Annotated in this window: 23 protein-coding genes and 3 tRNA genes; 18 read left to right on the top strand and 8 right to left on the bottom strand. The window is 54.7% G+C overall.

From position 1 onward, the window contains the following. From tolA to nadA, 8 genes are all read left to right on the top strand, one after another. A complete protein-coding gene (tolA, locus tag BW956_RS09505; RefSeq protein WP_076462533.1) occupies nt 1-927 on the top strand; it encodes a cell envelope integrity protein TolA in 927 nt (308 codons plus the stop codon). Continuing rightward, nucleotides 921-2,228 (top strand): Tol-Pal system beta propeller repeat protein TolB, encoded by a 1,308-nt coding sequence (gene tolB / locus BW956_RS09500; protein WP_010325503.1) that lies wholly within the window; start codon nt 921-923, stop codon nt 2,226-2,228. Before tolA ends, tolB begins: the two co-directional genes overlap by 7 nt. A gap of 62 nt (nt 2,229-2,290) precedes the next feature. Continuing rightward, a complete protein-coding gene (gene pal / locus BW956_RS09495) occupies nt 2,291-2,827 on the top strand; it encodes a peptidoglycan-associated lipoprotein Pal (RefSeq protein WP_010325502.1) in 537 nt (178 codons plus the stop codon). Next, complete coding sequence (gene ybgF / locus BW956_RS09490) at nt 2,824-3,663, top strand: tol-pal system protein YbgF (RefSeq protein ID WP_076462532.1); 840 nt, start codon at nt 2,824-2,826, stop codon at nt 3,661-3,663. Before pal ends, ybgF begins: the two co-directional genes overlap by 4 nt. A 29-nt stretch (nt 3,664-3,692) precedes the next feature. After that, nucleotides 3,693-4,373 (top strand): 7-cyano-7-deazaguanine synthase QueC, encoded by a 681-nt coding sequence (queC, locus tag BW956_RS09485; protein ID WP_076462531.1) that lies wholly within the window; start codon nt 3,693-3,695, stop codon nt 4,371-4,373. A gap of 57 nt (nt 4,374-4,430) precedes the next feature. Continuing rightward, a tRNA-Lys gene (locus BW956_RS09480) sits at nt 4,431-4,506 on the top strand. A gap of 33 nt (nt 4,507-4,539) precedes the next feature. Next, nucleotides 4,540-4,615 (top strand) — tRNA-Lys (locus tag BW956_RS09475). A 154-nt stretch (nt 4,616-4,769) separates the two neighbouring features. Continuing rightward, nucleotides 4,770-5,813, top strand: coding sequence for a quinolinate synthase NadA (nadA, locus tag BW956_RS09470; protein WP_010325499.1), 1,044 nt, complete (start codon nt 4,770-4,772; stop codon nt 5,811-5,813). 76 nt (nt 5,814-5,889) lie between these two features. Here nadA and BW956_RS09465 read toward each other — a convergent pair whose 3' ends face one another. Continuing rightward, nucleotides 5,890-7,329, bottom strand: coding sequence for a M48 family metalloprotease (locus BW956_RS09465; protein ID WP_076462530.1), 1,440 nt, complete (start codon nt 7,327-7,329; stop codon nt 5,890-5,892). Between the two features lie 85 nt (nt 7,330-7,414). Here BW956_RS09465 and BW956_RS09460 point away from each other — a divergent pair, with 85 nt between their 5' ends. Both BW956_RS09460 and BW956_RS09455 read left to right on the top strand, forming a co-directional pair. Next, entirely contained in the window at nt 7,415-7,660 is a 246-nt protein-coding gene (locus BW956_RS09460; protein ID WP_010325497.1) for a sulfurtransferase TusA family protein, read from the top strand. An 8-nt stretch (nt 7,661-7,668) separates the two neighbouring features. Next, a complete protein-coding gene (locus BW956_RS09455) occupies nt 7,669-8,736 on the top strand; it encodes an AI-2E family transporter (protein WP_076462529.1) in 1,068 nt (355 codons plus the stop codon). Between the two features lie 21 nt (nt 8,737-8,757). On the opposite strand, the gene BW956_RS09450 is transcribed toward BW956_RS09455, so the two are convergent. Beyond that, nucleotides 8,758-9,225 (bottom strand): peroxiredoxin, encoded by a 468-nt coding sequence (locus BW956_RS09450; RefSeq protein ID WP_010325495.1) that lies wholly within the window; start codon nt 9,223-9,225, stop codon nt 8,758-8,760. A gap of 176 nt (nt 9,226-9,401) precedes the next feature. Between BW956_RS09450 and dapA the strand changes: the two genes are divergently transcribed. Together dapA and bamC are read left to right on the top strand one after the other, a co-directional pair. Beyond that, on the top strand, nt 9,402-10,277 hold the full coding sequence (gene dapA, locus BW956_RS09445; protein ID WP_010325494.1) for a 4-hydroxy-tetrahydrodipicolinate synthase: 876 nt from the start codon (nt 9,402-9,404) through the stop codon (nt 10,275-10,277). Nucleotides 10,278-10,289: 12 nt separating this feature from the next. Continuing rightward, nucleotides 10,290-11,675 carry an outer membrane protein assembly factor BamC gene (gene bamC / locus BW956_RS09440; RefSeq protein WP_010325493.1) on the top strand — a complete coding sequence of 462 codons (1,386 nt, stop codon included), beginning with the start codon at nt 10,290-10,292 and terminating at the stop codon, nt 11,673-11,675. A 97-nt stretch (nt 11,676-11,772) separates the two neighbouring features. On the opposite strand, the gene BW956_RS09435 is transcribed toward bamC, so the two are convergent. Together BW956_RS09435 and rlmD are read right to left on the bottom strand one after the other, a co-directional pair. Next, nucleotides 11,773-12,399, bottom strand: coding sequence for a pseudouridine synthase (locus BW956_RS09435; protein ID WP_076462528.1), 627 nt, complete (start codon nt 12,397-12,399; stop codon nt 11,773-11,775). Continuing rightward, entirely contained in the window at nt 12,392-13,738 is a 1,347-nt protein-coding gene (rlmD, locus tag BW956_RS09430; protein WP_076462527.1) for a 23S rRNA (uracil(1939)-C(5))-methyltransferase RlmD, read from the bottom strand. Before rlmD ends, BW956_RS09435 begins: the two co-directional genes overlap by 8 nt. A 186-nt stretch (nt 13,739-13,924) precedes the next feature. Here rlmD and BW956_RS09425 point away from each other — a divergent pair, with 186 nt between their 5' ends. The 6 genes from BW956_RS09425 (at nt 13,925) to BW956_RS09400 (ending at nt 20,701) form a co-directional block, all read left to right on the top strand. Further along, nucleotides 13,925-14,920 carry a glycosyl transferase family protein gene (locus tag BW956_RS09425; RefSeq protein ID WP_076462526.1) on the top strand — a complete coding sequence of 332 codons (996 nt, stop codon included), beginning with the start codon at nt 13,925-13,927 and terminating at the stop codon, nt 14,918-14,920. Nucleotides 14,921-15,008: 88 nt separating this feature from the next. Next, the gene (gene nfuA / locus BW956_RS09420; RefSeq protein WP_010325489.1) at nt 15,009-15,602 is read left to right on the top strand and encodes a Fe-S biogenesis protein NfuA; all 594 of its coding nucleotides are present in this window, start codon (nt 15,009-15,011) and stop codon (nt 15,600-15,602) included. A 175-nt stretch (nt 15,603-15,777) separates the two neighbouring features. Beyond that, nucleotides 15,778-18,204: an endopeptidase La gene (lon, locus tag BW956_RS09415; RefSeq protein WP_010325488.1), complete on the top strand. Its 2,427-nt coding sequence runs from the start codon at nt 15,778-15,780 to the stop codon at nt 18,202-18,204. Nucleotides 18,205-18,334: 130 nt separating this feature from the next. After that, nucleotides 18,335-18,610: an HU family DNA-binding protein gene (locus BW956_RS09410; protein WP_010325487.1), complete on the top strand. Its 276-nt coding sequence runs from the start codon at nt 18,335-18,337 to the stop codon at nt 18,608-18,610. Nucleotides 18,611-18,635: 25 nt separating this feature from the next. Next, nucleotides 18,636-18,712 (top strand) — tRNA-Asp (locus BW956_RS09405). A 102-nt stretch (nt 18,713-18,814) separates the two neighbouring features. Then, nucleotides 18,815-20,701 carry a SurA N-terminal domain-containing protein gene (locus tag BW956_RS09400; RefSeq protein WP_076462525.1) on the top strand — a complete coding sequence of 629 codons (1,887 nt, stop codon included), beginning with the start codon at nt 18,815-18,817 and terminating at the stop codon, nt 20,699-20,701. A gap of 77 nt (nt 20,702-20,778) precedes the next feature. Here BW956_RS09400 and BW956_RS09395 read toward each other — a convergent pair whose 3' ends face one another. From BW956_RS09395 to BW956_RS09380, 4 genes are read right to left on the bottom strand one after another with little or no spacing between them, the layout of a single operon-like run. Further along, entirely contained in the window at nt 20,779-22,365 is a 1,587-nt protein-coding gene (locus BW956_RS09395; RefSeq protein WP_076462524.1) for an ABC transporter ATP-binding protein, read from the bottom strand. Nucleotides 22,366-22,367: 2 nt separating this feature from the next. Continuing rightward, nucleotides 22,368-23,390 (bottom strand): ABC transporter permease, encoded by a 1,023-nt coding sequence (locus tag BW956_RS09390; RefSeq protein ID WP_076462523.1) that lies wholly within the window; start codon nt 23,388-23,390, stop codon nt 22,368-22,370. A gap of 1 nt (nt 23,391) precedes the next feature. Next, nucleotides 23,392-24,465, bottom strand: a complete 1,074-nt coding sequence (locus BW956_RS09385) for a microcin C ABC transporter permease YejB (protein ID WP_076462642.1) — start codon at nt 24,463-24,465, stop codon at nt 23,392-23,394. Further along, the gene (locus tag BW956_RS09380; RefSeq protein WP_076462522.1) at nt 24,465-26,261 is read right to left on the bottom strand and encodes an extracellular solute-binding protein; all 1,797 of its coding nucleotides are present in this window, start codon (nt 26,259-26,261) and stop codon (nt 24,465-24,467) included. The genes BW956_RS09385 and BW956_RS09380 overlap by 1 nt, the downstream gene beginning before the upstream one ends. Nucleotides 26,262-26,296 lie beyond the last annotated feature (35 nt).

Here is a 26,296-nt window from a genome sequence, read left to right as displayed (position 1 = left end):
ATGGTGGATTTTAGAAGTTACATTCTGCCCACGTTTCTGGCTCTGCTGATTCACGGCCTGGTGCTGGCGCTGTTAAGCACGCACTGGATTGATCATTCTGAACCCAAGCGATCCATGCCGAGGCATATTCAGGCCCAGATGATCGACTTGAATGCACTGGCTGAGCGTCAGGCAGAGCAGGAGCGTATCACTCAGGAAAAGGCCAAGCAGGCTGAGGCTGCTAAAGCCAAGGCCCAGCGTGAGCGTGAGCAGGCGGCTGCCGAGAAACGGCGTCAGGAGCTGGAACGCAAGAAGGCCAAGGCGGAAGCCGAGCGCAAGGCAAAGCAGGAAGCTGAGCGCAAGCGACAGCAGGAAATTGCTCGCAAGCGTGAAGCCGAGCAAAAAAAGAAGGCAGAGCTCGCAGCCAGGAAAAAAGCCGAGGCCGAAGCTCGCAAGCGTAAAGCTGAAGAGCAGGCGCGGCGTGAAGCCGAGAAGGCGAAGCAGGAAGCTGCCGAGCGTGCTCGTAAAGAGGCCGAGCGGCGTGAGCAGCAGGCAAAAGCTGAGCAGGAATTGCAGCAGGCGCTGGAGCGGGAGCGCCAGGCGCGCGCCAAGGCTGAAGCGGCTGCGGCTGCTCGACAGCAGTCACAGGCAGTGATTGGTGATATTCGCAGTTATATTCAGGCTGTATTGCAGGATAGCTGGCGTATACCCAGTACCGCGCGTAACGGGATGGAAGCAATCGTGACGATTCACCTGCTGCCCAGTGGTGAGGTGGACCAGGCATACATCGCCAAAAGTAGTGGTAATGCGGCCTTTGACAATACCGCAGTTCAAGCCGTTTATCGTGTCCAGTCTTTTCCGCGTGTAGCGGATGTAGATCCGATACTGTTTGAGCGTCAGTTGCGTAAATTACAGGTTAAATTCAAGCCGGAGGGCCTCAGGTGGTAAAACTGAATCAGTTACTGGTATTGGCGCTGGCGGCGCTTATGTCTATGTCCGTTCGCGCCGAGTTGGTGGTGGAAGTGACTCAGGGCGTGGAGTCACCGACCCGTATCGCAGTCGTCCCTTTTGCTAATGACAGTGGTCTGGCTCTGAGTGAGGACGTAGCAGATCTGGTGCAGCAGGATTTGGGGCGCAGTGGCTTTTTCGAACCCATGGCGCGTGAAAACATGCTGGGCTTTCCCAGCCGTCGTGCCGATGTCTATTTCCGTGACTGGCGTATCTCACGGATGGACTACGTGGTAATCGGTCGTGTTGAAAACAACGCAAGCGGACAGCTTAATATTACCTATGAGTTGTTTGATGTGTTGCGCGAAGAGTCTTTGATGACTGAGCCGCTAAGTGTCCCTCAGGGCGGTTTGCGCGATGCGGCACACTTCATTGCCGACCGTATTTTCGAAGAGCTGACCGGGCTCAAAGGGGCCTTCTCGACACAAATCGTGTACGTCACGGCTGAGCAGCTGTCCGCTGGAAAGCAGCGTTTCCGTCTGAAACTGGCCGATTGGGATGGCGCGCGTGCGCAGACTATCCTTGAGTCTCCTGAGCCTATTCTGTCTCCCGCCTGGTCAATGGATGGCAGTAAACTGGCGTATGTCTCTTTTGAGACCAGCAAACCCTCCATCTATGTTCAGCATCTTGCCACGGGTAAGCGTGAGCGTATTCAGTCGTTCCCGGGGCTGAACGGTGCACCGGCCTGGTCACCGGACGGCAATCAGCTGGCGCTGGTGCTTTCACGTGATGGGAATCCGGAAATTTATGTGCTGAACCTGCAGACACGTGAGCTGCAGCGCATTACCCGCCATTACGGCATTGATACCGAACCCAACTGGTCTCCGGATGGCCGCTCGTTGATCTTCACGTCCGACCGTGGTGGTCAGCCGCAGATCTATCGTCTGGACCTGGCGAGTCGTAACCTGGAGCGTCTGACCTTTGAAGGCAATTACAACGCAAGTGGGCGTCTTACTCAGGATGGTCGCTTCCTGACCATGGTTCACCGCAGCCAGGGTGGGGGCAATGGATTCGATATTGCCGTCCAGGATTTGAAAACCGATCGTGTGGATATCCTGACGCGTTCAGGTCTGGCAGAATCACCCAGTATTGCGCCTAATGGTAGTATCGTAATCTATGCTACCCAGGAAGGGACGCGTGGTGTGCTGTCGGCCGTATCTCTGGATGGTCGGGTACAGTTCAGAATGCCGGCGAATGAAGGGGATGTGCGTGAGCCTGCATGGTCACCCTATCTCCGCTAATTTGCATGATCCAAACATTACACTGATAACCAATTAACTATATAACGCTTAGAGGAAACAGCATGCGCGTAGCCAACTTTACCAAAGCCGTCGCCATTACATCTGCAATGATTCTGGCCGGTTGTAGCACAACCAGCACTACTACTGATGGTGGCGCTGCAGGCTCTGCTAATGGTGGTCAGGACGGCGCTGGTGCCAGCAGTTACGGTGCAAACAGCGGTGGTGTATCCGCCGGTCAGGTGGTCACTCGTGAAGACCTGAATCAGCTGCAGACCGTTTTCTACTTCGACTTTGATAAAGCCGTTGTTCGTCAGCAGGGTTTTGCTGATCTGGAAGCACATGCGCGTTACTTGGCACAGAACCCCACTGCCTCTGTGCGTTTGGAAGGTCATGCCGACGAGCGTGGTACCCGTGAATACAACATGGCGCTGGGTGAGCGTCGTGCAAAGTCCGTCGAGCGTCTGCTGATGGTCAATGGTGCGACTGCCAACCAGGTTGAAACTGTCAGCTACGGTGAAGAAAAGCCTGCCATGATCGGCCATGATGCCGCTGCCTGGGGCAAAAACCGTCGCGTTGAGCTGAAATACCTGAGCAAATGATCCGTATAGCCAAAAATGGCATCCTGGTGGGGCTGCTCAGTGCAGCCGCACCGGCTTTCGCCGATGTCCCGGTAATTGAGATTCGTGAGGCGGGAAGCGGCTCCACGACTTCTGGTCAGCCTGTTGCGCTGGGCGCCAATTCTGCGGGAAACGAAATGGTGCTGCTGATTCAGCAGCTTCAGGACGAAGTGAGGAGCCTGCGTGGCACGGTTGAGCAGCAGCAGCGTCGACTGGACCTGCTGGAGCAGCAGCAGCGTGAGCGTTACCGGGACATTGACCGTCGTCTGAGTCTACTGTTCCAAAGCCTGCCCGCAGATGCCGCGCTGGCGACGGGTGAAGGCTCTGCGACAGCAGCACCATCTGTTCCCGGGGCTGCCGAGTCTCCGGTTTCAGCTGATAAGCCAGCGGTTCCGGAGTCGGTAACACAGGATGTTCAGCAGGCGTCTGAAAGCCCGTCAGCACCCGCCAGTGCCGATCAGAATGCCTATGAAGCGGCGTACGGTCTGATACGTCAGCGTGACTTTGTCGAGGCCAATAAAGCGCTTACAGCGTTTATCAATACCTATCCCAACAGCGGGCTCATTCCGAATGCCTGGTACTGGAAGGGTGAGGTGCACCTGGCGCAACAGCAACTTGAGGGTGCCCGTCAGGCGTTTACACAGGTGCTGAATAATTACGCCGAGCACAGTAAGGCACCGGATGCCATGTATAAGCTGGGAGTGCTGTTCGGGCGCAGTGGTGACACGGCCGGGGCTGAGCAGATGATGCGTAAGGTGATTGATACCTACCCGCAGTCATCAGCTTCTGAGCTGGCACGGGGTTATCTGACGCCTTAATTTGTAGCCAATAGATTTGATGTGAGTTGATGAAACAAGGTGAAAAACGAGCAGTTGTTCTGCTCTCCGGTGGTCTGGATTCAGCCACTGCTCTGGCAATGGCAAAAGAGCAGGGTTATGCCTGCTATGTACTCAGCTTTGACTATGGCCAGCGTTCTCTGACGGAGTTGAATGCGGCGCGTGCCATTACCGCTCAGCTGGGTGTTGCCGAGCATCGTGTGTTGCGCCTTAGTCTTGAAGACTTTGGTGGTTCAGCATTAACCGACAACAGCATTGATGTGCCTGAAGATGAGTGTGAAGGTGTTCCGGTGACCTATGTGCCGGCGCGTAATACCGTCTTTTTGTCGCTGGCGCTAGGGTGGGCTGAAGTACTGGATGCTGATGCCATATTTATTGGCGTTAACGCGGTGGATTACTCCGGTTATCCGGACTGTCGACCGGAGTTTATCCAGGCATTTGAAACCATGGCGAACCTGGCAACACGTCGAGGCGTAGAGGGTGATCCTATCAGTATCGAAACACCGCTGATGCACCTGACCAAGGCTGATATCATCGAAAAGGGCACTGCGCTGGGTATCGATTACGCATTGACCGTGTCCTGTTATCAGGCCGATGATGAAGGGCGTGCCTGTGGTCGTTGCGACAGTTGCCGGCTGAGAGCTAAAGGCTTTGCAGACGCCGGTGTGGCAGATCCGACTCGTTACATGTAATTCTTTTGAAAAAGGGGTTGCCTTTCACGCAGTTAGGCGTAAAATGCGCAGCCCAGTGGGTCGTTAGCTCAGTTGGTAGAGCAGTTGGCTTTTAACCAATTGGTCATAGGTTCGAGTCCTATACGACCCACCACTTCCTTTCATCAGGCTGTCTGCCTGAGTCGATGGGTCGTTAGCTCAGTTGGTAGAGCAGTTGGCTTTTAACCAATTGGTCATAGGTTCGAGTCCTATACGACCCACCATTTTTTCCAGTACTATCTTCATTTTCCTGTCACATTCTATCTGTATGCCTGTGCGCAATGTTTTCCGTGCATTGCTGCAACTATGGTATAATCTGCACCCTAGATTTATGCCCTCATTGGCAGTAACCCCCGCGGGATGACAAGAACCAATATTATGTTGAGTAAGCAGGACCTTGATGATCGCATTCTGGTGCAGGAGCATTTTGCTCAGGAGCACCTGCCGTCGCAGATGGGATCAGCAGAAATCGAACAATACAAAGAAAAGATTCGTCGACTCCTGGCAGAAAAAGATGCCTGTCTGGTCGCGCATTACTACACGGATGATCTGATCCAGCAGCTGGCCGATGAGACCGGCGGTTGTGTTTCAGATTCTCTGGAAATGGCGCGCTTTGGAGCCAAGCATCCAGCCTCGACATTGATTGTGGCTGGCGTTCGTTTCATGGGCGAGACGGCCAAGATTCTGAGCCCTGAAAAGCGCATTCTTATGCCGACCCTGGAAGCGACCTGCTCACTGGATATTGGCTGTCCTGCGGACGAGTTCGCGGCATTCTGTGATCAGTATCCCGATCATGAAGTGGTGGTGTACGCCAATACCTCGGCTGCCGTAAAAGCTCGTGCCGATTGGGTTGTTACCTCCAGTATTGCGCTTCAGGTCGTTGAGCACCTGAGTGATCAGGGCAAGAAAATCATCTGGGCGCCTGACAAGCATCTGGGCGAATATGTTCAGAAGCAGACCGGCGCAGAAATGATTCTTTGGGACGGTAGCTGTATCGTTCACGAAGAGTTCAAGGCCAAGGGTGTTCTGGATCTTAAGCAGGTTTATCCCGATGCTGCGGTACTGGTTCATCCCGAGTCACCGGATTCGGTTGTCCAGATTGCAGACGCCGTGGGCTCTACCAGCCAGCTGATCAAGGCGGCTCAGGAAATGCCCAATGAGACCTTCATCGTAGCGACTGACCGCGGTATCTTCTACAAGATGCAGCAGGCGGCGCCGGGTAAACGTCTGCTGGAAGCCCCTACGGGCGGCTCTGGCGCAACCTGCCGCAGCTGTGCTCATTGTCCGTGGATGGCCATGAACGGTCTGGATAACATCCTTGCGGCACTGGAAAATGGTGCGGATGAGATCCACGTGGATGATGAGTTGCGCGAACAGGCGCTCAAGCCGCTTCAGCGTATGCTGGAGTTTCAGGCCAACTGATCCCTGTTCGGAAACGGCTTCACACCAGGGTGCGAAGCCGTTTTCATCACACTTTTCCTTGCTTGCACGTATTAACCTAGAACTGCTGTTTCATCTCTTCTCGAAGCGCCTTGGCTTCACGTTCACGCTGTTCCAGTCGAGCCCTGTCTGAGCCTGTCAGACCTTTTTCCCGTTTGGCATACTCAATCTGACGCAAAGCCAGATCAAACTGTGCTGTCAGCAGGAAATATTCTATGCGCGCTTCATGCACACCCAGCTTGTCGTCTATGAGGCCCAGGGTCTCACTTAGCTGGTACAGCACCTCTGCATCCTCGGGGTAATCCCGTGACAGGCTGCGATAGGCGCTTGCTGCCTGCTGATGCTGTCCGGCTCGGTGCAGAGCGTTCGCGCGCAGCATGCGTACGGGGCGGTTGCCTGGATACAGTTGTAGCAGCTGGTCGGCGAGGGCAACGGCCTGCTGGTGTTGTCCAGCTGACTGTAGCTGTTCGATACGTGTCATCTGCACGTAGGGGTGGCGTTTCAGTGAGTCTGGCAGGGACTGCCAGGTTGATTCGGCCAGTTGATGCTGCCCATCAGCAATGGCAGACAAGAGCAATCCATACTGATTGGCCAGTGACGGGTTTTTCTTGTGGGCGGCCTGGTATTGTTCAAGAATCTTGCGAGAGCTTTCATTGAAATGCACGGTCATGCGTGCTTTGACCAGCTGGAATTCAAGCGATGACTCGGTATTGCGTGGTTTGGGCAGCTGGTGCGCACGGTTCATGGAATCGGCGATACGGGATTCTGTTACCGGGTGGGTCAATAGAAACTCAGGTGGTTTCTGGCCATAGAAGCGATAGCTGCGCTGCAAGCGTGCAAACATGCTGGGCATGGCTTCTGGATCGAAACCGGAAGCGACCAGCGTTTGCATGCCGGCTCGGTCGGCTTCCTGCTCGTTTCGACGGCTAAAGGCAAGTTGCTGATAGGCTGAAGCACCCATGGTAGATGAAATGACCGCCATTCCACCTTCGGAATCCGCGGCTGCCAGCAAAATACCGGCCAGCATGCCCGCCAGCATCATGGGCCGATTTTTGCGTTCCTCTTCAAGGCGCTGGGCGTAATGACGCTGGCTTAAATGCGCCAGTTCGTGTGCCAGCACGGAAGCCAGCTCGCCTTCGGATTCAGTGGTCAGAATGAGACCACCGTTAACGCCAATCACGCCACCGGGAACGGCAAAGGCATTTATGCCGCGATTATCCAGCAGAAACATGGAGACGCGGCGATCCTGTACCTGGCTGTTCGGCAACAGGCGCCAGATCAGGTCTTCCAGATACTGATAGCTTATCGGGTCCTGTAGCATGGGGGCCTGACCGCGCAGGATGCGTGACCAGCTTCGGCCCAGGCGGTACTCCTCTTGCAGGCTAATAGTCGCAGAGGTGCTGTCATTCAGCTGCGGCAGGTTATAGTCGTTAGCCTGGGCGGTTGGGGGCAGTGCCCACAGCAGCATACAGATCAGGATATGACGAAGTTGCAACATGGGGCCTTCACTTGTTCGGTTAACCTGTTGAAAGGATATGGTATAAAGTGCGATGCGTTCATGGCTAGTGTATAGGAGATAATGGATGACCGAACCTACGTTCGACCAGGAGCTGGATACCAGCGGGCTGAGTTGCCCCATGCCGCTGTTGAAAGCCAAGGTGGCCCTGCATCAACTCCTGCCGGGTCAGGTGCTTAAAGTGATCGCTACCGATGCCGGCTCTCTGCGAGATATTCCTGCCTATACTGGCCTGTCTGACCATGAACTGATTGATACGTTCAGCGAAGAAGGGCGTTACATTTTCTGGATTCGTCGTGGCCATTCGGCCTGAGGTCTTAGATGCGCAAGATTTTAAGTAAATGGATTGATCAATATTTCTCTGACGAGGAAGCCCTGTTTCTGTTTCTGCTGCTCGGTGGTGCCTTGCTGGCTATCTGGGTGCTGGGGCAGCCCCTGGCGCCGGTGATTGCCGGGGTTATTCTGGCTTTCCTCATGCAGGGCATGGTGGACTGGCTGTGTGAAAAGGGTATGCCTCACCTGGCGGCGGTGGCGTTGGTTTTTGTGCTCTTCCTCGGGTTTGTATCGGGCTTCCTGATTTTCGTGATGCCGATTGTGTGGCAGCAGCTGGTAAACCTCTTCAATGAGGCACCCCGGATGGTGGCTGAGATGCAGGCGTTGCTGCTGGTTCTGCCGGAGCGCTATCCGGATTTGATTTCAGAGACGCAGGTGCGGGAGCTGATTGCAGCGGCAGCAACTGAACTAAGCCGTTTGGGGCAGTGGGTGCTGACGTTTTCACTGAACTCGATCACGGGAATCATGACCATCCTGATCTATCTGGTACTGGTTCCGATCCTGGTGTTTTTCTTCCTCAAGGACGGGCGTCGCTTGATGAGCGGTTGGGTCGCCTTCCTGCCACCGAAACGTGAAATGATGACCCGTGTCTGGCATGAAATGGATGACCAGATCGCCAACTATGTACGTGGCAAGGCCATCGAAATCATGATTGTCGGGGTGGTCAGTTACGTAACCTTCGCCTTTTTCGGCATCAACTATGCCGCGCTGTTGGGCATTCTGGTCGGGCTGTCAGTGGTTATTCCCTATATCGGCGCGGCCGTTGTGACCTTGCCGGTAATGCTGATTGCCCTGTTTCAATGGGGCTGGAGTAACGAATTCATGTACCTGATGATTGCCTATGGTGTGATTCAGGCGCTGGATGGGAACGTGCTGGTACCTTTGCTGTTCTCTGAGGCGGTAAACCTGCATCCGGTCTCGATCATTGTCGCGGTGCTGGTATTTGGAAGTTTCTGGGGATTCTGGGGGGTGTTCTTTGCCATTCCGCTGGCTACCCTGGTTAAAGCCATTGTCAGTGCCTGGCCCAAGGCGGTAGAAGAAGCGGCAGCCGAATAGAGCATCGGCTGCCGGAGGTTTTTACAGGGCCTTAACGGCTTCCAGTACCTCGTCAACGTGCCCCTTGACCTTAACCTTGCGCCATTCCTTGCGCAGTACGCCTTCCTTGTCGATCAGGAAGGTGCTGCGCTCAATGCCCAGGTGCTCGCGGCCATACATTTTCTTCAGCTTGATCACATCAAACAGCTTGCACAGCTCTTCTTCCTTGTCGCTGATGAGTTCAAACGGGAATTCCTGCTTGGCTTTGAAATTCTCGTGGCTGCGCATGCCGTCACGGGATACACCGAAAATCTCGGTATCCAGAGCCTGGAATTCCTGGTAGAGATCACGGAAATCCTGGCCCTCGGTGGTGCAGCCCGGGGTGCTGTCCTTGGGGTAAAAATAGATCACGATGTTTTTGCCTTTAAGGGCGCTCAGGCTGACTTCAGTCTCGCTTGTGGCCTGGGCAGTAAAATCCGGAAAAGGCTTGTCGATTTCGGGTGTGCTCATGGGAACTATCCTTGGCTGATAAAAAGTCGCTTACACTACTACGCGAGGCAGCACGATTTCGTTTAGAATGCGTTGTTTACGATAGCAAAAAAGGCGCTGCTGGTTGAGGCTTCTGATTCTCACCGGTAGCATGGAAACCTTAGCTCACTGAGTTCCCGGACAAGATGGAGAAGAAAATGATTCGCGGCAGTATGGTAGCGCTCGTGACCCCGATGACAGCCAACGGAGAAATCGATTGGGCTGCTCTGAACAAGATAGTGGATCTGCATCTTGATAAGGGAACCGACTCCATCGTTGCCGTTGGTACCACAGGTGAGTCTCCGACACTGGGCTACGATGAGCATCTGGACGTCGTTAAAGCCGTCGTTGAGCGCGTCAATGGACGTATCCCTGTTATCGCCGGTACCGGCGCCAACTCCACAGCAGAAGCGATCGAAATGACCGAGCGCGCTGCCAAGGTCGGTGCTGATGCCTGCCTGTTGGTTGTTCCCTACTACAACAAACCGACTCAGGAAGGTCTGTATCAGCACTTCAAGGCGGTTGCCGAAGCGGTTTCCATTCCGCAGATTTTGTACAACGTACCGGGCCGAACCTCTTGCGACATGTTGCCCGAGACAGTTTACCGTCTGGCCGAAATCGACAATATCGTCGGTATCAAGGAAGCCACCGGCAACCTGGACCGCGCACGTGAACTGATCGAAAACGTGCCGTCTGATTTCGCGGTGTACTCCGGTGATGATGCAACGGCCATCGAACTGATCCTGATGGGCGGTAAGGGCAACATCTCGGTTACAGCCAACGTGGCGCCTGCTGAAATGGCCGAACTTTGCCGCCTGGGTCTGGAAAAAGACTTTGAAGGTGCGCGTGCATTGCAGGCCAAGTTGATGCCGCTGCATACCAACCTGTTTATTGAAGCCAATCCGATTCCGGTTAAATGGGCGATGGCAGAGATGGGTCTGATTGAGCAGGGGATTCGCCTGCCGTTGACTGTTCTGTCCGAGCAGTACCAGGAACTGGTTCGTGCATCACTGCGCGAGTGTGGCGTCATCTAACAGGGCAGTTTTATGCAAATACTACGGACGCGCTACCTGCCGCTGGTGCTGGCGGTTTCCTTCGCTACAGGCTGCAGTAACAACCCGATCTACGGTGACGAAGGTCTGGTAAGGGACCGAAGCCAGGATTACGAGCTGGCAAACAAGGCTGATCGACTCGAGTTGCCGCCACACCTGCGTGCCAAGTCCATGCAGGATCAGCTGGTGGTCCCGGATGCCGGTGTTACAGCTGTCGGCCGCGGCGGTGATTTCAAGGTGCCGCGTCCGGAGTTCTTCTACGCCGAATCCGGTACGGAGAACGTTAACCTGCGCCGTATGGATGGCGAGAAGGTGATCCTGGTTGATGAGCCCATTGCCGATGTCTGGCGCAAGCTGCATGATTTCTGGACTTTCAATGATATCCAGATTGCCTATGCCGACCCGCGCCAGGGCGTGATGGAAACGGACTGGATTACCCTGGATGGTCATGATTACAGTGCCATCGACCTTTGGGTGAAGCGCTTGACCCTGCAGGATATCGATTCGGACACCCGTAACAAGCTGCGCATGACTGTACGCCCTGATCCCGATGATTATGGCCGTACTTCCATTCGCCTCTCTCACGTCCAGTTCCCGCTGGAGCAGGACGTTGCCGAGATTAACTGGCAAGAACAGGCAACGGACGTTGAGTACAAGTCCGACATGATGTTTGAAATGTTGCGCTACCTCAGCAAGGCCAGTGCCGAACCGACGGCACAAACCCTGCTTTCCATGCAGCAGAAAGACGGTGTCGTGCGCCCGTTGCTGGGACGTGATGCCCAGGGTAATCCGGTGTTGAAAGTCGGTGCCGGTGCCGATCAGGCATGGGAGCTGGTTAACGAAGCGCTGGACAAGGCAGAGCTGGATGTAGGTACGCGTGATCAGTCACTGGGTGTGTTCTACCTGACCTACACCACCACGACACCGGTTGAAGAAGTCAACAAGATGGGCTTCTTCGAGTGGTTGCACTCGGACCGCGACGAAATCACTCTGAATACTGACTTCATCGACTCTGCGCTTGGGTTCGAAGAGGGTAGTGACGTGATTCGTTATAGCTCCAGTTCCAATGAGCCGGCTGCTGAAGCCGGTGGTGATGTAGAATCTGAGCTGTCTGATCCGAACAATGCTGCCAACCAGGACGGCTATAAAATCTGGTTTGGTGGTCGTGTGCTTTATGTCTTCGGTAGTGGTGATGATTCGGGCCGATACAACGCAGAAACTGACAGCTTTGAGCATGTCGGGCGTTATCAGCTACATCTGAACCGCAGTCGTACCGGTGTTTTCCTGAGTGTGCATACTGAACAGGGACTAGAAGCACCTGCAGTTGTCGCAGAGGAGATTCTCTGGGCGGTAAAAGACCAGATGCCGGAACAGATCTAGTTTGATATCATCAAGTTCACTAAAAACGGGAGCCAGGGCTCCCGTTTTTTATGCATGTAACCACTGAAATAATGGGTTCAGAGGTTCATTCGGGATTTCAGAATGGGCAGGGGCTTTCCAGCTCCAGGCGCTCTCCGGTTTCCGGGTGATCAAACGCCAGCATTTCGGCGTGCAGGTGCAGTCTTGAGTAACGCTCTGCCTGTTCGGGTTGCGCATAAAAACGATCACCCAGAATAGGGTGGCCAATGGCCATCATATGTACCCGTAGCTGGTGTGAGCGTCCGGTAATGGGATACAGGGTAACCCGACTTGTATTCAGTCCCGGGTCTCGTAAGGTGCACACCCATTCGGTGGTGGCCTGCTTGCCCTTGTCATGATCAACCATTTGCAGGGGGCGGCGTTCCCAGTCACAGCGCAGAGGCAGCTCGACACACCCTTGATCCTGTTCCATAAGGCCTTCCACAACAGCGCTATAGCGCTTGTCGGTACCGCGCTCCTGAAACTGCATGCTGAGGTGGCGATGGCTGTCTGCACTCAGGGCAAGCACCAGTATGCCTGATGTGGCCTGATCCAGCCGGTGCACAATACGAGCTGTCGGAAAGTGCTGCTGCACACGCCGCCACAGACAGTCCTGTTTGTCTTCGCCGCGCCCGGGTACAGAGAGCAAACCGGCAGGCTTGCTCACAACAACAACCTGGTCGTCGTGGTAGAGAAACTCAGGCATCCGGATGCACCAGCAGCAGCATGGACTCCACATGGGCGGTCTGCGGGAACATATCCATGATGCCAAATCGTTTGATGCGGTAGCCCTGTTCCAGTAGTGGGGCTAGATCGGCTACCAGTGCTGAAGGGTTGCAGGAAATATACAGAATGCGTTTGGCACCATAGCTTGCCAGCTGATTGACGGTTTCACGGGCGCCGGTACGCGGTGGATCAAGCAGAATCAGGTCAAAACCTTCACGGAACCAGGGTGCGTGGCGGAACGTCTGTGTCAGGTCAGCTCGGTAAAAACTCACATTGTTCAGGCTAGCCTGTTCGGCGTTACTGCGTGCACGCTCGACCATGGTGTCGGACCCTTCGACGCCTACCACCTGCGCAGCTTTTTGCGCCAGCGGCAGAGTGAAGTTGCCAAGGCCTGAAAACAGGTCCAGCACGCGCTCCTCGGTAGAAGGTGCAAGCCACTCGAGCGCCTGATTGACCATCGCCTGGTTGATGGCCGCGTTTACCTGAATAAAATCCGTGCTGGCAAAAGCCAAAGACAGGTCCTGTCCTGGCAGGCTATACAACGCTTGGGCATCAGTCGACGCGGAGTTATCCAGGGCAATTTCCAACACCAGGTCAAGTTCGTCTGCGACCTGTTGCAGTCGTACCTGAAGGTGTTCTGGCAGGCCTCGTGTACAGCGCAGACGCAGGTAGCCGCCCTGATCGCCCCGGCTGATATCTGCATGTGTGATGCGGCGTACATCGCCCTGGTCATGCAGAGCCTCGCGCAGTAAGGCGAATACGGGTTGTAGCTGCTTATCCATGACCGGACAGCTGTCGATATCCAGCAACTTGTTACTGCCGCGGCGGCGAAAACCGACAATGACTTCACCGTCACGTTGACGCTGATTTATTCCGATACGTGCAGAACGGCGGTAGCCGGATGCGTCGGCAACAAGTGGCGGCAGAATCTCTTCAGGTTCCACATTGGCGTAACGCTGCAGTTGGTCCAGTACCTGGCGGGATTTGTGCTGGCGCTGTGCCTCAATGTGCAGGTGTTGCAAGTCGCAGCCGCCACAGTGTCCGTAATGTGCACACAGTGGCAAGACACGGTCAGGACTGTCAGTGTGGCGTTGGATTACCCTGGCCGTATTGTAGCGTTTATGCGTTTCCTCAATCCGGACCTCAACCTCTTCCCCGGGAAGTGCATCAGCAATAAACGTGGTTTTGCCGTCAATCAGGCCAACACCACGGCCTTCATGGCTAAGGCGCTCCACTTTCAATGTGTGTGTGCTGTCGATGCTGGTTGAGGGCGTGCGGCGCTTGGAGGGGCCGCCATATTTGATACGTGAACGTCGCATAAATGCTGAATGCCTTGCTGATACGGGTTAATCGAGCGCTGAAATTGAATGCAGATGCCAATTGTACTGGATTTGATAGCGGTATGGGCGGTATCAGCCGCTAATGGAGTCCGTTCGGCATTGGTCTGCAACTCGTGTCATAATTTGACCCTTCATTTCCATTCCAGTCGAGTCAGAGAGGCATCAATGTCGCAGGAGCATCCATTCGCACCCTATGTCCGAATTCTGGGGAAGGGTAAAAAGGGTAGCCGTTCCCTGACAACCGAAGAGGCCCGTGATGCAATGGGCATGATCCTGGATGACAAGGTAGAGCCAGAGCAGCTTGGCGCTTTTCTGATGCTTATCCGAATCAAGGAGGAGGCGCCGGAAGAGTTGCAGGGTTTTGCGCAGGCCGTGCGTGCGCGCATGCAGCCTCCGGCTGAGCTAACAGCTGACCTGGACTGGTCGTCGTATGCCGGCAAGAAGCGTCGCCTGCCCTGGTTTTTATTGGCTGCGCTGGCTTTGGCTGATGCTGGTATCAGGGTATTCATGCATGGGGCGCGTGGTCATACCCCGGGCAGGATCTATACTGAAGATGTGCTGGCTCAGTTCGGAATCAGTGCATGCGCGGACTGGGCAGCAGTTGGAGAACAGCTGTCACAGAAAAACTTTGCCTTCATGTCCATTGATGCCCTGGCCCCGCGCCTTGGTCAAATTATCCAGTTGCGGCCTGTTTTGGGCCTCCGCTCACCCGTACATACCCTGTGTCGTCTGTTAAACCCCTTGCAGGCAGAGTGCTGCATTGATGGCGTTTTCCATCCTCCTTATGCGCCTATGCATCAGAAAACGGCGCAACTGTTGGGAACGGCATTTAGTCTGACCATCCGTGGCGATGGTGGCGAAGCTGAAATGAAGCCTGACTCTGACAGCGAGCTGCATTGGGTAATGAAAGAGCAGCTGACCGAAGAGTTCTGGCCTCGTTTGTACGCGCAACGACTGGTTCGCGAGGATGAGCTGGATACTGAAGACTTGTTGCGTTTCTGGCGCGGTGAGCTGGTGCATGAATACGGTGAGGGCGCCGTCATCAGCACGCTTGCCGGAGCGCTGAGATTGGTGTCCAAAGGGCAGCAAAAGTCAGCAGCTGAGTGGGTGGAGGATGCGCGCCAGTGCTGGCAAAAGCGCGATCTGACGCGGTTTGGCTAATATCCGATCAATTTACTCAAGATTAAATTGGGTGTATGCTGACACCAAGTGCAACCTAGAGCCAAATGAAGATTCACAAAGGTAGTTTATGACCATTACAGTGACCAAGCCTGCCGAAGGGTATCTGGCAGAGCTGCTTGAAAAACAGAATGTTGAAGGTATTGCGGTACGCCTGTTCGTCACTCAGCCCGGTACTGCCTACGCCGAAACCTGCCTTGCCTACTGCCGTCCTGACGAGGTTAATTCGGAAGACGAAATCATGGACCTGGAACTGCTGCGCTTCTATATTGAGCGTAACAGCCTGCCATATCTGGAAGAGGCGCTGGTCGACTTTTCCGAAGATCGTATGGGCGGCCAGCTGACAATCAAGGCTCCGAATGCCAAGGTGCCGAAGGTCTCAGCCGATAGTCCCATGGATGAGCAGATCAATTATGTGCTTTATTCAGACGTTAACCCGGGCCTGGCATCTCACGGCGGTGAGGTTAAGCTGGAACAGTTGATTGAAGAAGAAGACGGTGCAATTGCTGTATTGCGTTTTGGTGGCGGTTGTCAGGGCTGCAGCGCAGTGGATATGACGCTCAAGGATGGTGTTGAAAAAACGCTGATCGAGCGCGTACCGGGCCTGAAAGGCGTGGTAGATGCTACCGACCACAGCGTTCGTGAAAACGCCTACTTCAAGTAATCCTCTCGCTTTATCCGCGGGGGAATTCAGTCAGGTTCCCCCGTCCTTCCGCACCGGTCTGCCATTTTATTAGTCGTAAGTGGTTGTATTTAGATTAAAGATCCCCATTGAATGACTAAGCGAACATTACCAAGTAGCGTCAGCGTACCTGGCGCCCTGCAAAGAGGCACTCATCATGGATCATATTGAAGCAAACGATGACGCTGTGACCGTCGAGCTTCCCGTATTGCCCCTGAGGGATGTGGTTGTATATCCCAATATGGTGATCCCGCTGTTCGTGGGTCGTGAAAAGTCGATCCATGCGCTTGAACTGGCAATGTCAGGGGATAAGCAAATTCTGCTGGTTGCCCAGAAGAGTGCATCTGAAGATGAGCCCAGAGCGGGAGATCTGTTCGATATTGGCTGTGTTGCCAATGTGTTGCAGATGCTGAAGCTGCCGGATGGCACCGTGAAGGTGCTGGTAGAAGGTGAATACCGTGCCGGTGTGGAGCAGCTGGTTGAAGAAGCCGAGTGTTTCAGTGCCCAGGTTAAGGTGCTGCCCGTTGATACTGTCAGCAGCGCTGAAGCCGAAGTCTACAAAAAGACGGCGCTTGATCAGTTCGAGCGTTTTGCTCAGGTCAACAAGAAGATCCCGAGCGAAGTTCATAGCTCTCTGCAGGGCATTGATGATATCGGCCGTCTGGCAGATACCATTGCTGCCCACATGGCACTGAAGCTGGAAGAAAAGCAGTCCATTCTGGAAATGCTCGGCGCGCGCAAGCGTCTTGAGCACCTGATGTCATTGATGGAAGCGGAGATCGACCTGGTTGAGGTTGAGAAACGTATCCGTGGACGCGTCAAGAAACAGATGGAAAAGAGCCAGCGCGAGTACTATCTGAATGAGCAGATGAAAGCGATTCAGAAAGAGCTGGGCGATATGGATGAGTCAGGCGCTTCCGATATGGAAGAGCTGAAAAACCGTATCGAAGCCGCTGGCATGCCTCAGGAAGCGCTGGACAAGACATTGAGCGAGTACAACAAGCTCAAGATGATGTCTCCCATGAGTGCAGAAGCCACGGTTGTCCGCGGCTATATCGACTGGATGCTGCAGATTCCCTGGACCAAGCGTTCACGCGTGCGTCTGGATATGCGCCATGCCGAGAAAATCCTGAATGAAGATCACTATGGTCTGGAAGAGGTCAAGGACCGCATTCTGGAATACCTGGCGGTACAGAAGCGAGTCAAGAAAATCAAAGGCCCGATTCTGTGTCTGGTTGGTCCTCCGGGTGTAGGTAAGACCTCACTGGGCCGCTCCATTGCGCGTTCCACCAACCGCAAGTACGTTCGTATGGCGCTGGGTGGTGTGCGAGATGAGGCCGAGATCCGTGGCCACCGTCGTACCTACATCGGCTCCATGCCCGGTAAACTGATCCAGAAAATGGCGCGCATCGGTGTCAAGAACCCGCTGTTCCTGCTGGATGAGATCGACAAGATGGGTATGGATCATCGCGGTGACCCCTCATCAGCTCTTCTGGAAGTGCTGGATCCGGAGCAGAACAGCAGCTTCAATGATCATTACCTGGAGGTGGATTACGATCTCTCCGATGTGATGTTCGTGTGTACCTCCAACTCCATGAATATCCCGGGTCCGCTGCTGGACCGTATGGAGATTATTCGTATTCCGGGTTACACCGAAGACGAAAAGCTCAACATCGCACGTCGTTACCTGGTGCCCAAGCAGCTGAAGAACAACGGCATCAAGGCGAAAGAGCTGGAGATCACCGATGAGGCGATTCTGGGCCTGGTGCGCTACTACACCCGTGAAGCCGGTGTACGTGGCCTGGAGCGCGAAATAGCCAAGATTGCACGTAAGGTTGTGCGCGAGCTGGCACTGGAAAAAGAAGGCCAGAGCCTGAAAGTGACAGCCGACGAGCTGGAACACTACAACGGCGTCAAAAAGTTCAAGTTCGGTATGGCGGAAGAGGAAGATCAGGTGGGTCAGGTTACTGGCTTGGCCTGGACTCAGGTCGGCGGTGATATTCTCACCATCGAATCCGCTGTTGTGCCGGGTAAGGGCCGTCAGATGAACACCGGATCTCTTGGCGATGTCATGAAGGAATCAATTCAGGCTGCCATGACCGTTGTACGTAATCGTGCCCGCCTGCTGGGTATTCAGCCGGATTTCCATGAGAAGCGTGATATTCATATTCACGTACCTGAAGGGGCAACACCGAAAGATGGTCCCAGTGCCGGTATTGGCATGTGCACCGCAGTTGTTTCGGCTCTGACCGGTATTCCTGTACGTGCGGATGTGGCCATGACGGGTGAAATCACCCTGCGTGGACAGGTTTTGGCGATCGGTGGGCTCAAGGAAAAGCTGCTCGCAGCACACCGTGGCGGAATTCGTACGGTGGTCATTCCGGAAGAAAATACCCGCGATCTCAAGGAAATTCCCGACAATATCAAGGCAGATCTTGATATTCGTCCGGTCAAGTGGATCGATGAAGTGCTGGACATTGCACTGACGCATGCACCAAAACCCTTGACAGATGATGAAATTGAAGCTGCTGCAAATGAGAAAAACGGCAGCCGAAATGAACCCAGTCAATTAAGTACGCATTAACGCAAAGCCCCAGCATAAAAGGGCTGTAGCCAGTTGACACCTGTTTCGGGCAGTTGGTATAAAGTTGCAGACTATGCGCTGGGCAAAGACAACGGATAGAACACGACAACGATTCTAAAAGGGGAACAATGTGAATAAATCTGAACTGATCGACGCGATTGCTGCATCTGCTGATATCCCGAAGGCAGCCGCCGGTCGTGCACTGGATGCAACACTGGAATCTGTCACTGAAGCGCTGCAGCGTGGTGAATCCGTCGCTCTGGTTGGTTTCGGCACCTTCGCGACCAAAGAGCGTGCTGCTCGTACCGGTCGCAACCCGCAGACTGGCAAGCCGATCGACATCGCCGCTGCAACTCTGCCGACTTTCAAGCCGGGTAAGGCTCTGAAAGACGCAGTAAACAAGTAATCGGAACTGAAGTCCTGATTACCTCGGAGCGGTAGTTCAGTTGGTTAGAATACCTGCCTGTCACGCAGGGGGTCGCGGGTTCGAGTCCCGTCCGTTCCGCCAACTTACGATCCTGTCCGACATCCCGTCGGATATTTAAAGTGATCTGAAAAAGCGCATTCCCTCCGGATGCGCTTTTTTTATAAATCAGAGTGTACGCTTACAATGCTTCAAACCATCAGGGAAAATTCACAGGGGATTATCGCCAAGGCGATTGTCGGCCTGATCATCGTGACCTTCGCGCTGTTCGGTGTGGAGTCACTGATCGGTCTGGCCAACAGTGAAAAACCGCCTGCAGAAGTCAACGGTGCCGAGGTAAGTGCCGTGGAACTGCAGCGTGGAGTCGAACTGCAGCGCCGCCGAATTCTGGCTCAGATGGGCGAGGATGCGGATCCTGCCGCAATTGACGAGAATCTGTTGCGCCGCCAGGTGCTGGATGCGCTGGTTAATCAGGAAATCCAGTTGCAGTCTGCCGAAGAGCAGGGGCTGTATCTGTCTGATGCCATGATTGATCAGATGATTGTATCCACGCCGGATTTTCAGATTGATGGCCGTTTTGATCCCAACCAGTTTGAATCCACTTTGCGTACGGTTGGCATGACGCCGCTGATGTATCGTCAGCTGCTGCGCAAGGAGCAGTTGATTGGTCAGGAGCGCAGTGCATACCAGCTGTCTGCATTCGCCACGCCGGCTCAAGTGAAACAGCTGCTGGCACTGGACCGCCAGACTCGCGACATTGCCTGGACACGTCTGTCCCGTGACGCAGTCGAGGAAGGTCTGGAAATCACCGAGGCCGACCTTAAAGCGCGCTATGAAGCCAACCTGGATCGCTTTATGACAGAGCCACAGGTTGTGCTCTCCTATGTCGAACTGAATCAGGCAGATTTTGCCGATCCTGAAGCTGTATCGGATGCTGATGTGCGCGGTGCCTATGAGCAGGAACTGGCGCGCTTTGAAGCTGATGAAGAGCGTGATGCTGCCCATATCCTGCTTGAAGTCGGTGATGCAGGTGAAGCTGAGGTGCGTGCAGAGGCTGATGCATTGCGTCAGCGTATTCTGGATGGGGAAATCACGTTTGCGCAGGCCGCCGAAGAGTTCTCTGCAGATCCGGGTTCCGCTGCACAGGGTGGTGAGCTTGGCTTTAATGCCCGTGGTGTCTTCATTGGTCCGTTCGAGGACACGCTGTTTGGCATGCAGTCAGGTGAGCTGTCTGAGCCGGTACGCACCGAGTTCGGTTACCACCTGATCAAGCTGAATGACATCCGTGCCACAGAGGCGCCTTCCTATGACGAGCGTGCTCCGGTTCTGCGTGCAGAGCTGGCAGCGCAGCAGGCTGAAGCCGGCTACGTTGAGGCTCTGGAGCGTCTGGCTGATTTGAGCTTCTCGTCGGCAGATCTGGAAGTTCCTGCTGAAGAACTGGGTCTGGCCATTCAGACAACTGAGCCATTTGCCGAAACCGGCGGCAGCTCTGAGTTGACCAATAACTCTAAGGTCCTTCGTGCGGCCTTCAGTGCTGATCTGCAGGATGAAGGGCTCAACAGTGCTCCACTTGAACTGACGCGTGAACGTGCGGTTGTCGTACGTGTGAAGGAAAATATTCCGGCACGCCAGTTGGCATTTGAAGAAGTGGAAGCACAGCTTGAGGCTGAACTGCGTCAGGAGCGGGGCTCTGAAGCGCTATCGGCGCGTGCTGAGGCACTTATTGCAGCGCTGAGTGAAGGCAAGTCACTGGATCAGGTGGAACCTGACCTGAGCTGGTCTGTCGCTGCTGATATGGCGCGTGAGTCGGATCAGGCGCCTTTGGCGGTTAATCGCCTGGCCTTCGAAATGGCACGTCCTGCCGGCGAGCAGCCGGTCTATGCCGAAGTTGCCTTGAACGATGGTGACCTAGCGGTTGTGGAGCTTTCTGCGGTTAATGAAGCAGACCTCAGTGATGTTGATGCTGAGATGCTGCGTCAAATGGGTGGCTTCATGGCTAACCGTTATGGTCAGCTGAGCTATCAGGCGCGTCTGGAAGCGATTGAAGCTGCTGCTGAAGTGGAGCGTAACTAACCTTACGTTTATCTTCGACATGAAAAAGCCGCCCTTGGGCGGCTTTTTTCGTTGTTGAGGTGTTCGCCAGGCTGGAGTTAAAGGGCTGATGCAGACAGCAGGTTACGGGTGTACTCGTGTTTTGGTGAAGAAAACAGCGTTTCAGCATCTGCATGCTCGACCACGTTGCCCTGACGCATCACCATGACCCTGTGGCTCATTGCGCGAACAACAGCCAGGTCATGGCTGATAAAAATGTAACTGAAACCATAGCGAGCCTGTAATTGGCGTAGCAGTTCAATCACCTGCTTCTGCACGGTTCTGTCCAGCGCCGAGGTTGGCTCATCAAGAATAATCAACGCCGGTTTGAGGGCTAGTGCCCGTGCTATGGCGATACGTTGACGCTGGCCACCAGAGAATTCGTGTGGATAGCGGTTCTGCATCTGCGCATCAAGACCCACTTCCTCAAGCGCCCGGCAGATGATTCTGTTCAGTTCATTGCTATCCCTGATGCCCTGCACCTCCAGGCCTTCAGCAATGATCTCGCCGATCGTCATGCGGGGGCTGAGGCTGCCGAAGGGGTCCTGAAACACCACCTGTAGCTGCTGTCTAACTGGGCGCATCTGTTTGCTCTTGAGCGTATCAAGCCGCACACCCTTAAACTCAATTTGGCCTTTGCTGCTGATCAGGCGCAGTATTGCCATGGCTAGGGTGCTTTTGCCGGAGCCTGATTCACCGACGACGCCCAGTGTTTCACCGGGGTTGAGTGTGAGATCGATACCGTCGACTGCGCGATGATAGCCCTTGATGCGTTTGAGGAGTCCTCCGCGTTGTTCAAACCAGACTTTAAGGTCTTTGGTCTGCAGCAACGGAGATGAATCAACTGCTATGGGGTCCGGGCTGCCTTCAGGTTCTGCGGCGAGCAGGGTGCGTGTGTAGGGGTGTTTAGGTGCGCGGAACAGGCTTTCACAGGGGCCTGTTTCCATGATTTCACCCTGATGCATAACGCAGACGCGGTCAGCAACACGGCGGACAATATTCAAATCATGGGTGATCAGCAAAATCGCCATGCCCAGGCGCTGTTGCAGAGATTGCAGAAGTTCCAGTATCTGCTGCTGTACGGTTACATCCAGTGCAGTTGTCGGCTCATCTGCGATCAGAAGTTCCGGCTCGTTGGCCAGCGCCATCGCGATCATGACACGCTGTCGCTGACCACCTGAAAGCTGATGAGGGTAGTGCTCCAGTCGGCCTTCAGGGTTATCAATGCCCACCAGTTCAAGCAGCTCAATCGCTTTTTCCCTGCATTGCTGGCGCCCAAGGCCGCGATGCAGGCGCAGCGTTTCGCCAATCTGCTTCTCCAGGGTATGCAGGGGGTTGAGCGACGTCATCGGCTCCTGGAAGACATAGCTGACTTTGTGGCCGCGAATCTGCCGCAGCTTGAGTTCACTGGCCTTGATCAGGTCCTGATCACGATAATGAACAGCGCCGCTGGGAAAGCTCACCTGATGTGATGGCAGTAGTTGCAGCAAAGACAGGGCAGTGACCGATTTGCCGGAACCTGACTCGCCCACCAGCGCCAGGGTTTCACCTGGATTGATCTGAAAACTGACCCTGTTCACTACCGGGGTGTCTGACCCGGTAAATTGCACGCTCAACTGGTCAACGTTCAGTAGAGGTTTGGTCATGATCAAACTTTCCTTGGGTCAAAGGCATCGCGAACCGCTTCGCCGATGAATATCAGCAGTGTCAGCATAACTGATAGCGTGATGAAGGCTGTCAGCCCAAGCCAGGGAGCGTGCAGGTTTTCCTTGCCTTGTGCCACCAGCTCACCCAGAGAGGGCGATCCCGGCGGCAGGCCAAAACCAAGAAAATCCAGAGCAGTTAGCGTCACGATGGCGCTATTGAAAACAAAAGGCATGAACGTCAGCGTGGCGACCATGGCATTGGGGAGCACGTGTCGGTACATGATTTGTACGTCGCTAAGCCCCAGGGCGCGTGCAGCGCGGACATATTCAAGATTGCGCCCGCGCAAGAACTCCGCCCTTACTACATCGACCAGGCTCATCCAGGAAAACAGCAGCATGATGCCCAGAAGCCACCAGAAGTTGGGTTTGATGAGGCTGGCCAGAATGATCAGCAGGAACAGGACGGGCAGTCCCGACCAGACTTCGATAAAGCGCTGAAACAGCAAGTCGATGCGGCCACCGTAATAGCCCTGCACCGCCCCGGCACAAACCCCTATGACCGAGCTGGCCAGTGTGAGAATCAGCGCAAAAAGCACTGAAATCCTGAAGCCGTAAATGACGCGTGCCATCACATCGCGACCCTGATCATCGGTGCCAAGCCAGTTGGTCGAGGTCGGTGGTGACGGGGCTGGCTGCTCCAAATCGTAATTGATGGTGTCATAACTGAAGGGAATCGGCGGCCAGAGTATCCAGCCTCCATCCTCTTCAATGATTTCCTGGAGGTAGGGGTCCCGGTAGTCGGCGGGCAGGGCAAACTCGCCGCCGAAATCGACCTCGGTATACTCTTCAAGAACAGGTACAAAGTACTGGTTGTCATGCTGGATCAGGATCGGCTGGTCATTGGCGATCAGCTCGGCAACCAGACTTAAAAGGAAGAGAGTGGCAAAAATCCAGAGCGACCAGTAACCCCGTCGATTTCGTCTGAAACTGTCCCAGCGGCGCTGTTGTATAGGACTCAATCGCATGTCAGACCTCCCGGCTCTCGAAATCGATACGGGGGTCAACCAGGGTATAGGTGATGTCGCTGACCAGTTTTAACAGCAGGCCTACCAGCGTGAAGATATAGAGTGTGCCGAAGATAACGGGGTAGTCGCGGTTGATGACGGCTTCGTACCCGAGCAGGCCCAGTCCATCCAGTGAGAAAATCACCTCGATCAGCATGGAGCCGGTGAAGAAAATACCGATCAGAGCGGCGGGCATGCCGGCAATAATCAGCAGCATGGCGTTCCGGAAGACGTGGCGATACAGCACCGAATTTTCACTCAGGCCTTTTGCACGTGCAGTCAGCACATATTGTTTATGGATTTCATCCAGAAAGGCATTTTTGGTCAGCATGGTCAGGGTGGCGAAGCTGGATACCACTGATGCCAGTACTGGCAGGGTAATGTGCCAGAAGTAGTCACCAATCTGCTGCCACCAGGTCATTTGATCAAAGTCGGGGGAGGTTAGTCCGCGCAGCGGGAACCACTCCAGATAGGTGCCCCCGGCAAACAACACAATGAGCAGAATGGCGAACAGGAAATTGGGAATGGCGTAGCCGATAATGATCAGGCTGCTGCTCCATACATCAAAGGGTGTGCCGTCGCGAACGGCCTTGCGAATACCCAGAGGTATGGAAATGAGATAGGTGATGAGTGTGGTCCAAAGCCCCAGTGAGATCGAGACCGGCAGCTTTTCGATAATAAGGTCTACAACGCTTTTATCGCTGTAAAAGCTCTTGCCGAAGTCGAATTGCAGGTAGTTGCCCAGCATCTGCAAAAAACGTTCGTGTGCGGGCTTGTCGAAGCCGTACAGCTGCTCAATTTCGGCAATCAGACTGGGGTCCAGTCCTTCTGCACCTCGGTAGCCATCGCCAGTGGTATCGCTTTGGGGTCCGCTGCCCATGCGGTTGGTGGCCGCAACACCCATCCCTTCCAGTTCAGCAATTGTCTGTTCCACCGGCCCGCCGGGCGCAAACTGAACCAGTACAAAGTTCAGCAGCAGAATGCCCAGCAGGGTCGGAATAATCAGCAGCAATCGGCGCAGTATATACGCTGCCATCAGGGTTTGGCCCACCAGGTATCCAGGCCGATATCATACTTCGGGCTGGTTTCGGGGTGCGCCAGGTGGTTCCAGTAGGCGATACGCCAGGCGCTGATGTGGTAATGCGGGATGACATAGTGATTCCACTGCAGAACGCGATCCAGTGCGCGGGCATGGAGTACCAGTGGATCCCGGTTAGGCGCGGCAATCAACTCCTCTACCAGATAGTCAATCGCAGGGTTGCGAATGCCGATCAGGTTGCGGCTACCGGGGCGGTCTGCACTATCGGATTTCCAGTAATCGCGCTGTTCATTCCCCGGGGAGCTGGATTGGCCGAAGCCGTAGACAATCATGTCAAAGTCAAATTGGCGCAGCAGGTTGATGTACTGTGACACGTCAACAATGCGAATATCCGCGAAAATGCCCAGGCGCTCCAGGTTGCGAATGAAGGGTGAAACAACGCGCTGGAATTCCTTCTGCACCAACAGGATTTCAAAGCGGAAGGGCTCCCCGGCAGCGTTCACCAGCTTGCCATCCTGAAGTGACCAGCCATCTTGTTGCAACAGGCGCAGTGCCTGACGCAGCTGTTTGCGGTTACGGCCACTGCCATCGGTTTGGGGTGCCTTATATACCTGGGTAAAGACTTCAGGCGGCACCTGATCGCGAACGGGTTCCAATATTGCCAGTTCAGCAGGCGTGGGCAGCTCGTCAGCAGCCATCTCGGAGTTGTCAAAATAGCTGTTGGTGCGGGTGTAGGCATTATAGAAAAGATTCTGGTTCGTCCACTCGAAGTCGAAGGCGTAAGTCAGCGCTTCACGAGTTTTGGCGGAAGCAAACTGGGGGCGGCGAGTGTTCATGATGAAGCCCTGCATGCCCCTGGGATTCTGGTGCTTGATCTCTTCCTTGCTGATGCGGCCATCATCAAAGGGGGCACCGGTATAGCCTGTGGCCCAGGCCTTGGAGGCGTGCTCGCTGCGATAGTCGTACTCGCCTGCCTTGAAAGCTTCAAGTGCTACGGTGCTGTCTCGGTAGTAATCGAACTGACGCTGATCAAAATTGTGCCGGCCAATATTGACCGGCAGGTCCTTGCCCCAGTAATCATCGCGGCGCTGGTAAACGATGGTGCGACCTGGGTCGATGCGCTCGATGGAATAGGGACCGGAACCCACGGGAATATCCAGTGACGGGCTGCTGAAATCACGCTCCTGCCAGTAATGCTTGGGCAGAATTGGCACTTCACCCACGATCAGGGGAAGCTCCTGGTTGGAGGTATCGCCAAAGTCAAAGTGTACCCGGGTCGGGGACAGTGCCTTGATCTCTTCGATGCCGCCATAGTAGCTCTTGAAAAAGGGGCTGCCTTTTTCCAACAGGGTGTTGAACGTAAATACAACATCTTCGGCAGTGACCGGCTGGCCATCGCTGAAGGTGGCTTCAGAGTGTAACTCGAACTCTACCCAGCGTCGTTGCGGGTCCAGTACAACTTCTTTTGCCAGCAGACCGTAGAGAGAGAAAGGCTCGTCGAGGGCACGAGCAAGCAGGCTGTCATACATCAGGCCTGTACCATCGGCGGCCGTGCCTTTGATGATGAACGGGTTAAGGCTGTCAAAGGTGCCTATGGAGGCTTCGCGAAGGCTGCCGCCTTTGGGGGCATTCGGATTCACGTATTCGAAATGCTCGAAACCCGAGGGGTATTTGAGCTCGCCATGCATGGCAATACCATGGCTGGATGTTTCGGCGTTCGCGGTGCCAAAGCCAAGGCTGCAGCTGAGTACAGCAGTGAATACCCATTTGGGCAGTCTATTCAAACCTCGCACAGATCTCTCCTTGCAATGACGACTAACGATAGAGC

Source organism: Marinobacterium stanieri (assembly GCF_900155945.1).
Taxonomy (GTDB): Bacteria; Pseudomonadota; Gammaproteobacteria; order Pseudomonadales; family Balneatricaceae; genus Marinobacterium; species Marinobacterium stanieri.
Note: the sequence above shows the minus strand (reverse complement) of the source record. Positions and strands in the feature narration are given on the sequence as shown.